We start from the raw sequence: 12,508 nt of genomic DNA on the forward strand, positions 1-12,508 counted from the left end.
CGGGATCGGCCGGTCACTGCCCACCGGCCGCACCTCCGCGGCGCTGGCCACCGCCGGCGCCGCCGCCGCCCCGGCGTCCGCCGCCGCTGCTGCCGTCCTCGCTCGCCAGCTGGCCGGTGATGACCTGCTGGCCGGGCTTCAGGTTGCCGCCCAGCACCTCGGTCATCGTGCCGTTGGTGTCGCCGGTGGTGACCTGCACCGGCTGCGGCGTGCCGTCGGCGCCCTTGACGTAGACCGTCTGCTGGCCGCCGCGCCCGATCGTCGCCGAGCGTTCGCGCTGCTGGCCGCGGCGCGGACGGAAGGTGAGCGATCCGGCGATGCCGCCGCCCTGGTCGCCCTTGTCGGCGCTGGTCGGCTTGAAGCGCAGCGCGGCATTGGGGACGAGCAGCACGTTCTGCTTGTCGGACGTGATGATATCCGCGGTCGCGGTCATGCCGGGGCGCAGTTGCAGCGTCGGGTTGGAGACGCTGAGATCGGCGGCGTAGGACACCACCTGCCCCGTCGTCGTCGCGGTCGACGTGGTGCTGGTCGAACTCGCCGAACTCACCGTCAGGTTCGATCCCAGGTCGACGCGGGTGATCTGCGCCGGAAAGGTGCGGCCGGGAAAGGCATCGACGGTGAAGGTCGCCTTCTGCCCCACCTTCACCTCGCCCACGTCGGCCTCGTCGATCGCCACCTCCAGCTTCATCTTGCTGAGGTCTTCGGCGATGACGAACAGCGTCGGCGTGTTGAACGAGGCGGCGACGGTGGCGCCCGGATCGATCTGGCGCGCCAGCACGACGCCGTTGACCGGCGAGCGGATGATCGCGCGCTGCCGCTGCGTCTGGCTCTGGGCGAGCAGCGCCTGCGAGGCGGAGACGTTGGCCTGCGCCGTCTTCAGCGCGGCGATCGCGCGCTGATAGTCCGCGCGGCCGCTCTGCAACTCGGTGCCCGAGGGCACGCGGCCGTTCGACAGCTTGTACACCTCTTCCAGCCGGGCGAGCTGCGCCCGGCTCTCCGCGACGGTCGCCTGCGCCTGGTTGACCTGCGCCTGGTTGGCGGCGATCTGCGCGCGCTGCTGGCGGATCTGGTCGTCGATCTGCTGCGGGTCGATCAGCGCCAGCGGCTGGCCGGCGGTGACCCGATCGTTGACGTCGACCACCACCTTGGTGACGAGTCCCGACAGCTGCGAGCCGACCGTCACCTGGTTGGTCGGGGCAAGCTTGCCGGTCGCCGACACGGTGACCGTCAGGTCGCCGCGTTCGACCGCCTGCACCGCATAGCCCGCCTCCGCCTTGGGGCCGAACCAGCTCTTGAGCAGCAGCGCGAGCAGCACCACGCCGATCGCGACCAGCACCCATTTCAGGTAGCGGCGCCACACCGGCACCGGCTTCACGCCCAGGAATTCGTCGATCTGTTGGTCGGCCATCAGCGGGTTCCCGGCAGGGTCGTTGGCGCGCCGCGGGGCGGCGCTTCGGGCGTGACGCTCGCATCCCAGCCGCCGCCGAGCGCGTTGTAGAGCGCGATCAGCGCGGTCGCCTGATCCGACCGCGCCTGGACGAGGCCGTTCTGGGCGGACAGCAACGCCGCCTCCTGCTGGTTGAGCGTCGTGAAATCGGTAAGGCCGCTGCGATACTGGCTGCGCGCCAGCACCGCCGATGCGTTGGCGGCATCGAAGGCGATGCGGAACTGGGTTTCGCGCTGGCGGGCGGCATCGAGCGCGACGATCGCATTCTCGATATCCTCGAGCGCGGTCAGCACCGTGCCGCGATACGCGGCGAAGGCGGCGTCCGCCGCCGCCTCGGTCGATCGCACCTGGGCACGCAGCCGGCCGCCGTTGAAGATCGCCTGCGTCAGGCCGGCGAACAGGCCGCCGGTGATCGCATCGCCCAGGCTGCCGATGCTGGTGGAATTGGTGTTGATGTTGCCGGTGATCGCCAGCGCCGGATACAGCTGCGCCTTGGCGACACCGATCTGCGCGGTGGCCGCGGCGAGGCTGCGTTCGGCGGCGCGCACGTCGGGGCGGCGGCGCAGCGCATCGGCGGGGATGCCGACGCCGACGGTCGCCGGCCCGCGCGGGATCGGCCTGGTCGCCGCCAGCGCCTGACGCAGCGCGCCCGGCGCCTGCCCGGTCAGCACGCCCAGCCGGGCGACGGCGGCGGCATATTGCTGCTCGATCTGCGGCACGGTCGCCGCGGTCTGCGCCCGCTGGCTGCGCGCCTGCTCGACATCGACCGACGAGACGAGGCCCGCCTGGACGCGAAAACCCGCGATCTCCAGATTGTCGTCCTGGATGGCGAGGCTGGCGCGGGCGTTGGCAAGCTGCGCCTGATAGGCGCGGGCCAGCACGTAATTGGTCGCGACCTCGCTCTCGACGGTCAGCAGCACGGTCGCATAGTTGAAGCCGCTGGCGGCATATTGCGCGCGGCTCGCCTCCACCGTGCGGCGGATCTCACCGAACAGGCCGACCTGATAGCTGGCCGACAGGCCCGCCGAGAAGCTGTTGGTGCCGCCCCCGCCGGTGTCGACCACGGTGCCGTCGGGCAGGGTGAACGACCGCCCGCCGCCACGCAGATTTTCGTTGCGCTGATAGCCGGCCGATCCCGACAGCGTCGGCAACAGCGACGCCCGGCTCTGCACCAGCGCCTCGCGCGCCTGCCGCAGCCGCGCGATCGCCTGCGTGATGTCGGTATTGGCGCCGCGCGCCTGCTCGACCAGCTGCCCGAGCACCGGATCGTCGAAGTTCGACCACCAGCGCGTCAGGTCCTCCGGCGTCTGCTGCGCGGGCACCGAGAAGCCGTCCGGCACGCCGAGGTCGGCGGCGCTGGTCGGGTGATAATCGGGTCCGACGGTGCAACCGGCGAGCGCCGCAGTCGCGAGCAGGAGGGCAAGGCTACGAACCATGGCGTGCTGTGTGGCCAGCACACCCGCCCGCGTCCAGCGATTTTCTGTCGCAAGGTGTGCCGCCCGCATGTCCGCCGGGACACATCACGGCTAACGCCCGGTGAAATCGGGCTTTCGCTTTTGCAGGAAGGCGAGCCCGCCCTCCATCGAATCCGCCGAACCGCGCGCGGCGCGCTGCGCCTCGGCCTCTGCCTGCAAGGCCGCGGCATAATCGCTCTCCAGCGCCCGGCCCAATGCCCGCCGCATCAGCCCCAGCGCCACCGTCGGCCCAGCGGCGAGCCGCGTCGCCAGCGCCAGCGCCTCCGCCTCCAGCACATCGTCCGCCACCACGCGGTGGATCATGCCCCAGTCCAGCGCCCTGGCCGCCGCGATCCGTTCGCCCAGCATCATCATCTCGATGGCGCGGGCACGGCCGATCAGGCGCGGCAGCATCCAGGTCGCCCCGCCATCGGGGATCAGGCCGATGTTGACGAAGGCCTGGAGGAAATAGGCGCCCTCCGCCGCCACGCAGAAATCGGCGGCGAGCGCCAGGCTGCAGCCGATGCCGGCCGCCGGGCCGCGCACCGCGCTGACCACCGGCACGCCGAGGTCGGCGATGGCGGCGATCGTCGGATTGTAATGCTCGGTCAGCGCCGCGAACGTCGCCTGCCCCGGATCGTCGCTGCCCAGCGCCCCGCCCGCGACATCGGCACCCGAGCAGAAGCCGCGCCCCGCCCCCGCGATTAGCACCGCCCGCGCCCCGTCCAGATCGGCCAGCGCATCGCGCAGCTCGTCGAACATCGCCGGCGGCGCCGCGTTCAGCCGATCCGGCCGGTTCAGCGTCAACACGGCCACATCACCGCGCCGCTCCGCCAGAATATGCTGATACGTCATCGCACTGTCCTCCCGTCGGCGCCTTCGTGCACCAGCCGGGCAGCGATGGGAAGTGGTGCCGCTTACAGGACTCGAACCTGTGACCCCCGCATTACGAATGCGATGCTCTACCAGCTGAGCTAAAGCGGCACGGGGCGCATGGCGTTTCCGCCGGTGCGTGGGGTGCGCCTAACAGGTCGATGCGGGGCTGACAAGCGTCGCGTTTGCGGGGTGCGGCTTTACGTCCCGTTTACCACAGGCCGTGCACAAGCATGCCGAACCGGGGTGCACGACCCGGCACTTGAAGGGTTTTGGCATGGATAGCGCGCACGGCTTCGGAGACGAGCGACTGGATCTCGGCGGCGACGGGCTCGACGTGGAGTTCGAGGCGGCGACGGATGCGGTCGACGAAAGCGGCGTCGACGATGCGATGTTCGACCTCGGCGGCGACGAACGCCGCATGCACGTGCGCGCCTACAATCATTGGGTGTCGCTGCTGAAGGGCCGCGCCTATCCGGGCATCGACGACCTGGATCCCGCCAATATCGCCGATTTCGGGCCGCACAGTGTGCTGCTCGACTTCAGCGAGGGCGTCGAGGATCCGACCATCGCCTATCTCGGCCGCAGCCTGCGCGAGGAATGCGGGCTGGAGCAGACGATCGTGCGAATCGCCGACGTGCCCGGCCGTTCGCTGCTGTCGCGGCTGACCGACCATTATCTGCAGATCATCGCGAATCGCGCGCCGATCGGTTTCGAAGCGGAATTCGTCGGCACGCGCGGCCGCACCACGCTGTATCGCGGCATCCTGATGCCCTTCTCGTCCGATGGCGAGACGATCGACTTCATCTATGGCGTCATCAACTGGAAGGAGATGGTCGACGCCGCCTTGCAGGCGACGCTGGACGCCGAGCTCGACGCCGCCGTGCGCGCCGCGCCCAAGCCGCTCGCCGACGCGCCCGTCTGGGCGGACGGCCCGGTCTGGGCGGATGGCCCGAGCGGCGGGTTCGAGGCGTCGGAGGAGCCCTATCAGCCGGCGCTCACCGGATCGCTCGGCGACCGGCTGATGATGGCGCGCGAAAGTGCCGCCGCCGTCCGCGCCGCCGACACCCGCGGCCGCTCCGCGCTCTATCGCGCCCTCGGCCGTGCCCACGATTTCGCGCTCGCCTGCGCCGAGGATGGCGACGGCTTCGCCGAGCTGCTCGCCACCGCGGGCATGAAGGTGCAGCCGCGCGCTCCGCTGACGCCGATCGTCAAGCTGGTCTTCGGCGCGGATTACGACAAGACGCGCCTGGCCGAATATGCCGCGGTGCTCGCCCATGCGCAGCGCCAGGGCGTCGCCGTCGGCCGCCTCGCCGCCTTCCTCGAACAGGCAGAGGGCGGAATCAAGGCGGTGGTCGCCGCCGAGCGTGCCGCCAAGCGCCCCGCCAAGCGCCCCGACGTGTTCGACCGCGCCGCCGCCGAACTGCGCACGCTGCCGACGCTGGGCAGCGTGGCGATCGGTGCCGGCGACGACGAATTCGTCGTGCTGCTCGCGCGGGCGGGCGATGCCGGCAACGTCGAGGTCATCAAGCGCGTCGAGGGCAAGGGGCTGGTGGAAAGCATCCTGCGCAAAAGCGCCGCCTGACGGACGGCATGGCGTAAGTATCGCGACCGCTGCCCGGCCGATGGCCTGGTTAGATTATTACCCGATTACGCAATTATTGCATTGCAGCAAGGGTTGAGGTCCGCCAGCGGCAGGCGCATAGGCGGCGCATGGCCGACCAGAACCAGAGCATGGCCGAGGCGCTTGCCGCCCGGCTGACCAAGGGCGCGCTACCGGGAGAGCTGACGGGCTTCGGCGATGCCGAACGCGCCGCCGCCGCCGCGTTCGTCGCGCAGACCGCGGCGCTGCGCGAACCCGGCAGGGCGGCGATCGCGCTGGAGCCGATCGCCTCCGACGACGTGCGGCGGCGGATGCGGCTGGCGATCGTCAACGACGACATGCCCTTCCTGGTCGATTCGATCGCCGCGGCGATCGGCGGGCAGGACCTCGACATCGACCGGCTGATCCACCCGGTGGTGCGCGTCACCCGCGCGGGCGACGGCGCGCTGGTCGACATCGGCGGCGCGGGCAGCCCCGAATCGATGATCTACATCGAGCTGGAGCGTGCCGACGCCCGCGACCGGCGCGGGCTGATCGAGGATCTGCACGCCGTGCTCGCCGACGTGCGTGCCGCCGTCACCGACTGGCCGCTGCTCCAGCGCGCGATGGCGCGCGACGAGGCGGCGCTGCCGCAGGGCGAAGGCGCCGCCCTGCTGCAATGGTTCCTGGACGGCCAGTTCACGCTGCTCGGCCATCAGGTGTGGCGGCGCGACGGCACCGCGGGCGAGGCGCTGGGCATCGCCCGCAACCCGCACGACACCCCCGTCCTCGCCGAGGCGAGCCGCGCGCTCGCCATCCAATGGTTCGAAGCGGGCAACGACGCGCCGCTGCTGCTCAAATCCAGCCTGATCTCCAATGTCCATCGCGCGGTGCCGCTCGATCTGGTGATCGTGCCGACGATCGAGGGCGGCGAGGTGACCGGCCTGTCGATCCACGCCGGCCTGTGGACCAGCGCCGCGCTGAGCGCCCGCCCGCGCGACATCCCGGTGCTGCGCGCGCGCCTGTCGGCGTTGGAGGCGAAGTTCGGCTTCGATCCCAAGGGGCATACCGGCAAGGCGCTGGCCCATGCGCTGACCGCCCTGCCCCACGACCTCGTCGTCGCCTTCCCCGCGCCGGCGCTGGAAGAGGTGGTGCTGACCGCGATGAGCCTCGCCGACCGGCCGCGCCCGGCGCTGGTGCTGGTGCAATCGGCGCTGGGACGGCATCTGTTCGCCTTCGCCTGGCTACCGCGCGACGATCTCACCACCGCACGCCGGGTGCAGATCGCGCAGATGCTGACCGAGGCGTCGAACGGCAGCGTGCTCAACTGGTCGATCAGCCTCGACGACGGCGTCGTCGCGCTGCTGCGCTACACGATCGACCTGCGGGGCGCCGGCCGCATGCCGGAAACCGAGCCGCTCGCCGAGCGGCTGCGCCGCATGGTGCGCGGCTGGACCTCCGACGTCGAGGCGGCGCTCGCCGAACAGGTGCCCGCCGCCCGCGCGGCACGACTGGCGCTGCGCTGGGCGCAGGCGTTTCCGCCCAATTACCGCAACGTCAGCTCGCCTGCCGAGGCGGCGCAGGACATCCTGCGGCTTGCCGGGCTGGAGGATGCCGAGGCGCGCTCGGTGCGCATCTTCCCCGTCGTGGCGGGCGAGGACCGGCAGCTCAAGATCTACAAGTCGAACGGTGCGCTGGCGCTGTCTGATGCGGTGCCGGTGCTGGAGAATTTCGGCTTCCGCGTGATCGGCGAACTGCCGACCCGCCTGCGCGAGGACGGCAACAGCTTCGTCCACGATTTCGTCGTTGAGACGGACGCGGGTGCCGACCAGGATCCCGCCGTGCTGGAGGGCGCGATCGCCGCGGCGCTGGAGGGCAAGGCGGAGAACGACGCCTTCAACCGGCTGATCGTCGATGTCGGCCTGACGCCGCAATCGGTGGTGCTGCTGCGCGCCTGGTTCCGCTACCTGCGGCAGGCAGGGCTGCCCTATGGGCTGACCACGGTGGTCGATGCGCTGCGCCGCGCACCCAAGCTGACGCGGGCGCTAATCGCGCGCTTCGCGGCGGCGCACGATCCGGCGCAGCCGGGCGACGTGCAGGCGGCGGACGCGACGATCGCGCACGGCCTCGACGCCGTCTCGGCGATCGACGACGACCGCATCCTGCGCGCCTATCGCGACCTGATCGCCGCCTGCCTGCGCACCAACGCCTATGCGCCCGCCGCGGCGGAGGCGCTGGCGTTCAAGCTCGACAGCCACCTGATCCCCGGCCTGCCCGCGCCGGTGCCGTGGCGCGAGATCTGGGTCTATTCCCCCCGCGTCGAGGGCATCCACCTGCGCGCCGGCCCGGTCGCGCGCGGCGGCCTGCGCTGGTCGGACCGGCGCGACGATTTCCGCACGGAGATCCTCGGCCTGATGAAGGCGCAGCGGGTCAAGAACGCGGTGATCGTGCCGACCGGCGCCAAGGGCGGCTTCTATCCCAAGCAGCTCCCCTCGCCCGCGGCCGACCGCGACGCCTGGCTCGCTGAGGGGACGGAAAGCTACCGCATCTTCATCCGGTCGCTGCTGTCGATCACGGACAATATCGTCGACGGCGCGGTGGTGCATCCGAGGGGCGTCGCCGTGCTCGACGGCCAGGACCCCTATTTCGTCGTCGCCGCCGACAAGGGCACCGCGACGTTCAGCGACGTCGCCAATGCGCTGGCGCTGGAGCGCGACTTCTGGCTGGGCGATGCCTTCGCGTCCGGCGGCAGCCAGGGCTACGACCACAAGGCGATGGGCATCACCGCCAAGGGCGCCTGGGTGTCGGTGCAGCGCCACTTCGCCGAGCGCGGCGTCGACGTGCAGACGCAGCCGATCCGCGTCGTCGGCTGCGGCGACATGTCGGGCGACGTGTTCGGCAACGGCATGCTGCTCAGCCGCACGCTCAAGATCGTCGCCGCCTTCGACCATCGCCACATCTTCATCGATCCCGATCCCGATCCGGCGACGAGCTGGGCGGAGCGCGCACGCATGTTCGCTCTGCCCCGCTCCAGCTGGGCGGATTACGACGCCGGCCTCATCAGCACCGGCGGCGGGGTGTGGGCGCGCAGCGAAAAGGTCATCCGCCTGTCGCCGCAGGCGCAGACCGCGCTGGGGCTGACCAGCGATGCGCTGGACCCCGCCTCGCTCATCTCGGCGATCCTCAAGGCGCCGGCCGACCTCCTCTGGTTCGGCGGCATCGGCACCTATGTGAAGGCGGCGGCGGAGAACAACGTCGCGGTCGGCGATCCCGCCAACGACCGCCTGCGCGTCAATGCCGAGGACCTGCGCGTCATCGCGATCGGCGAAGGCGCCAACCTAGGCGTCACCCAAGCCGCGCGCATCACCTTCTCGGGCCGCGGCGGGCGGATCAACACCGACTTCATCGACAATTCGGCCGGCGTCGATTGTTCGGACAACGAGGTGAACATCAAGATCGCGCTCAACCGCGAGATGAACGAGGGCCGGATCGGCTTCGAGGAGCGCAACACCCTGCTCGCCAGCATGACCGACGACGTCGCGCATCTGGTGCTGGAGGACAATCGCCTGCAGACGCTGGCGCTGTCGATCGCCGAGGCGGACGGCGCGGCGGCGATCCCGAGCTATGTGCGGGTCATCGAGATCTTCGAAGGCGCCGGGCGGCTCGATCGCGCGGTGGAGGGTCTTGCCGGCAACGAGGATCTGCTGCGCCGCGGGCAGGAGGGCCATGGTCTCACCCGTCCGGAGCTGGCGGTGCTGCTGGCGACCGCGAAGCTCGCCTTGCAGGACGGCATCGAACAGGCGCCGCTCGCCCTCGCCCCCGAATTGTCGCCGGACCTCCACGCCGCCTTCCCGCCGGCGATGCGGCGCGATTATGCCGCGGCGATCGACGCGCACCGGCTGCGCGGCGAGATCGTCGCCACCAAGCTCGCCAACCGCATCGTCAACCGGCTGGGCGTGCTGATCCCGTTCGAACTCGCCGAGGAAGAGGGCGCGGCGGTCGCCGATATCGCGGCGATGTTCGTCGTCGCCGAGCGCGTGTTCGGGCTGGATGCGCTGTGGGCGGAGATCGAGCAGGCCGCGATCGGCGAAGGTGCGCGCATCTCGCTGTTCAACGAGGTGGCGGTGGCGACGCGCTCGCATGTCGCCGACCTGCTGCGCGCGAATGCTCCCGGCACCCTGCCCGCCGCGGTGATCGCGCGGCTGGGCAAGGGGATCGCTGCGCTCGAACGGCAGACCGATGCGCTGCTGCTCGAAGAGGCGAGCGCGCAGAGCGCCCGCATCGCCGCCGAGCTGGAGGCGGCTGGCGCGCCGGCCGATCTGGCGCGGCGGGTGGTGCGATTGTTCGACATGGACGGGGTGGTCGGCCTCGCCGCCCTCGGCGAGCAGCTGCGTCTCGACGAAACCGAGCTGACGCGCGCCTTCACCCATCTCGGCCAGGCGCTGGGCCTCGACTGGGCGCAGGCGAGCGCGGCGCGGATCGTGTCGAGCGATCCGTGGGAGCGGCTGTTGCTCGCCGGCCTCGCGCGCGACTTCCAGCAGCAGCGGCTGGAATTCCTCGCGCGCAGCGGCGGCAGCGACCCGCGCGGCGCGGTGAGCGACTGGCTCGCCGCCAACGGCCCGCGCGTCAGCCAGTTCAAGGCGGTGATCGACCGCGCCCGCCACGTCGCGCAACCCAATGCGGCGATGCTGGCGCAGATCGCCGGCCAGGCGCGGGTGCTATTGGGCCGCTAGAAAGTCCTCCCCCGCCAGGGGGAGGTGGCACCGCGGAGCGGTGACGGAGGGGGAGGCAAGCGATACGCCCCAGGGCAGAGGACGCCGCTTACCGCCCCCTCCACCATTCGGCTGACGCCGAACGATCCCCCCGCTGGCGTAGGGCTATTGCATATGGGCTCTCTGATCCGGGCTGGTGTTCTGCGATCCTCCGTCATGCCGGACTTGTTCCGGCATCCACCGTGCCGCACACCAATACGCTATTGATTTTGCGGCACGGTGGACCCCGGAACACGTCCGGGGTGACGAAGAATGGTAAGGTAGCATCCCCCTTCACCCGAGCCCGGCAGCCGTCCCGGCCATATGTGATAGCCCTCCCCTCGGGCGAGGGAGGGATTTACCGCCCGACCCGCGCCCGCCAGCCCCGTGCGCGCCACCACATGATGCCGCCGGTCACCGCCAGCGCGGCGGGCAGCAGGCCGCCGAGGAAGATCACCAGCTGCCAGACGATCCCCATCCCCTCGCCGTCATGGATGCGGCGCATCAGCAGCTGCGATCCGCCCGGCGCGCGTGACGCCGCGGCGACCGCGATGCCGCCGTCGTCGGCGACCTTGACGACGCGGCCGCCGGCAAAGGTCACCGTCCAGTCGGGACTGCGCGTGGTCGGCCAGGCGACGCTGGCGAGCCGGCCGCGGCGAACCTCCGCCGCGCGCGCCATGACGCTGGCGAGCGGTTGCGCGGGCGCCTCCATCGGCGGCGCGCGCATCGCCCGGGCGCCGCCCGGCCCGCCCCGTGCACCCCCGCCGAACACGCCCGGAAAGCTGATCCACACCCCGGTCAGCGCCAGCACGAACAGCGGCAGCGCGATCCAGAAGCCCAGCATGTGATGCAGGTTGGTGTCGGTGTTCCGATGCCGGCGCCAGCGCAGCCCCTTCACCCAGCTGCCGACGCTCGGCCACCACAGCCACAGCCCCGACACGCTCGACACCAGCAGCGCGACGCCGATCCAGCCGACGATCTGCCGGCCGATCCCCGGCACCTGCAAACTGCCGTGCAGGACGTGGAGGAAGCGGACGAGCCCCCGGTCGCTGCGCGCCACGTCCAGCACGCGCGCGGTCGGCGGATCGAGGTAGACCGTGCGGCGCAGCCGCGGGCCGCCCCCTGCCGGTAGGGCGGCGACGATCACCGGCCCGTCATCGTCCGGCACGGTCAGCTGCGCGATCCGGTCGCCCGGCGTCAGCACCCGGCGCGCCGCGTCGACATAGGCATCGGGGGCCAGCACCGCCGTGCCGCTCACCGCATAGCGCCCCGCGTTGACCATCCGGTCGAGCCCGTCGTGCCACACCAGGGCGGCACCCGACAGCGACAGCGGCACGATGAGCAGGCCGAGGATCAGCCCGATCCATTTGTGGACCTGGAACCACTTACGCCGCCACGCCACCCTGGTCATCGCTTCAGCTCCCGATCGTCGGCGGCGGCGTGGCATGCGGGTCGGGCAGGGTCAATCGCGGCGGCGAACAGCCAGGTGCGGATCGCGCTCGCCAGATTGGGGGGATCGGCGGCGGCGATGCGCGCCACGTCGATCTCGGCGACCAGCGCCGACAGCGGCAGCGCCTGCGCCGCCGCGGCAGCCTCCAGCGCCCGCCAGAACACCGGTTCGAGGCTGATCGAGGTCTGGTGCCCGGCGATGGTGATCGAGCGTTTCACCGGCCCGGCGAAGCCGCAGGCCGGTGCCGAGACGCGCGGATCAGGCATCGGCCCAGCGGCGCAGCGGCTCGTGGTAGATGCCGGTCACGGAAGGCAGCGCGGCGGCCGCCGGGGCATTCAGGCCATCGGTGAGCATGCGTGGCATCGTAACATCATTCGGGACGATGCGTCGCTTTTGCAACCGCCATCCCGCCACCCGAGGCCGCATTCGGACGGAGCGGTCGTCATGCCGCCCCGGCAGGTTCCTGTCAGCCGCTCGTAAGCCTCCGCGTCTATGGCCGGTCCGGCTGTATCCATCCGGAGGAGCCGCCATGCGTCACCTGCCCTTCGCCTGCCTCGCGCTGCTCGCCGTCGCACAGCCCGCCACGGCCCGCGATCACAGCCATCCGCCCGAACCCGCATCCGATCCCGCACAGTGGATCGCACCAGATGATTATCCGCCCGCCGCCCTCCGCAATGCGGAGCAGGGGCGCGTCGTGGCCGAGCTGGCGATCGACGCCATGGGGCGGCCGACCGATTGCCGGGTGGTGGAAAGCAGCGGCTATCCCGACCTCGACGCCGCAACCTGCATGCACCTGGTGCAGCGTGCACTGTTCAAGCCCGCGCTGGACGCCCGCGGCAAGCCCGTCGCCGGCACCTACCGGACGCACGGGATCCGCTGGACGATGCCGTCCGGCCCGATGCCGGTGCCGGTGCCGGTGCCGCCGGCAGACGCACCGACCGGATGATCCCG

General features: G+C 71.2%; 8 protein-coding genes and 1 tRNA gene. 3 read left to right on the plus strand and 6 right to left on the minus strand.

The features are described from left to right. Positions 1-13: 13 nt before the first annotated feature. The 4 genes from ACTZQ5_RS04805 to ACTZQ5_RS04820 form a co-directional block, all read right to left on the minus strand. Positions 14-1,408, minus strand: coding sequence for an efflux RND transporter periplasmic adaptor subunit (locus ACTZQ5_RS04805; protein ID WP_443584020.1), 1,395 nt, complete (start codon positions 1,406-1,408; stop codon positions 14-16). Next, positions 1,408-2,883: an efflux transporter outer membrane subunit gene (locus ACTZQ5_RS04810; protein ID WP_443584021.1), complete on the minus strand. Its 1,476-nt coding sequence runs from the start codon at positions 2,881-2,883 to the stop codon at positions 1,408-1,410. The genes ACTZQ5_RS04805 and ACTZQ5_RS04810 overlap by 1 nt, the downstream gene beginning before the upstream one ends. A gap of 90 nt (positions 2,884-2,973) precedes the next feature. Beyond that, the gene (locus tag ACTZQ5_RS04815; protein WP_443584022.1) at positions 2,974-3,756 is read right to left on the minus strand and encodes an enoyl-CoA hydratase-related protein; all 783 of its coding nucleotides are present in this window, start codon (positions 3,754-3,756) and stop codon (positions 2,974-2,976) included. 53 nt (positions 3,757-3,809) lie between these two features. Next, positions 3,810-3,885 (minus strand) — tRNA-Thr (locus ACTZQ5_RS04820). Between the two features lie 166 nt (positions 3,886-4,051). On the opposite strand from ACTZQ5_RS04820, the gene ACTZQ5_RS04825 reads away from it, so the two are divergent. Further along, a complete protein-coding gene (locus ACTZQ5_RS04825) occupies positions 4,052-5,359 on the plus strand; it encodes a PAS domain-containing protein (protein WP_443584023.1) in 1,308 nt (435 codons plus the stop codon). A 128-nt stretch (positions 5,360-5,487) separates the two neighbouring features. Continuing rightward, complete coding sequence (locus tag ACTZQ5_RS04830; RefSeq protein WP_443584024.1) at positions 5,488-10,089, plus strand: NAD-glutamate dehydrogenase; 4,602 nt, start codon at positions 5,488-5,490, stop codon at positions 10,087-10,089. A gap of 376 nt (positions 10,090-10,465) precedes the next feature. On the opposite strand, the gene ACTZQ5_RS04835 is transcribed toward ACTZQ5_RS04830, so the two are convergent. Next, positions 10,466-11,518 carry a PepSY-associated TM helix domain-containing protein gene (locus tag ACTZQ5_RS04835; RefSeq protein ID WP_443584025.1) on the minus strand — a complete coding sequence of 351 codons (1,053 nt, stop codon included), beginning with the start codon at positions 11,516-11,518 and terminating at the stop codon, positions 10,466-10,468. Next, positions 11,515-11,823, minus strand: a complete 309-nt coding sequence (locus tag ACTZQ5_RS04840) for a ribbon-helix-helix domain-containing protein (protein WP_443584026.1) — start codon at positions 11,821-11,823, stop codon at positions 11,515-11,517. The genes ACTZQ5_RS04835 and ACTZQ5_RS04840 overlap by 4 nt, the downstream gene beginning before the upstream one ends. Before the next feature lie 263 nt (positions 11,824-12,086). On the opposite strand from ACTZQ5_RS04840, the gene ACTZQ5_RS04845 reads away from it, so the two are divergent. After that, entirely contained in the window at positions 12,087-12,503 is a 417-nt protein-coding gene (locus tag ACTZQ5_RS04845; RefSeq protein WP_443584027.1) for an energy transducer TonB, read from the plus strand. The last annotated feature ends 5 nt before the right edge of the window (positions 12,504-12,508 follow it).

Source organism: Sphingomonas cellulosilytica, from assembly GCF_052321755.1.
Taxonomy (GTDB): Bacteria; Pseudomonadota; Alphaproteobacteria; order Sphingomonadales; family Sphingomonadaceae; genus Sphingomonas.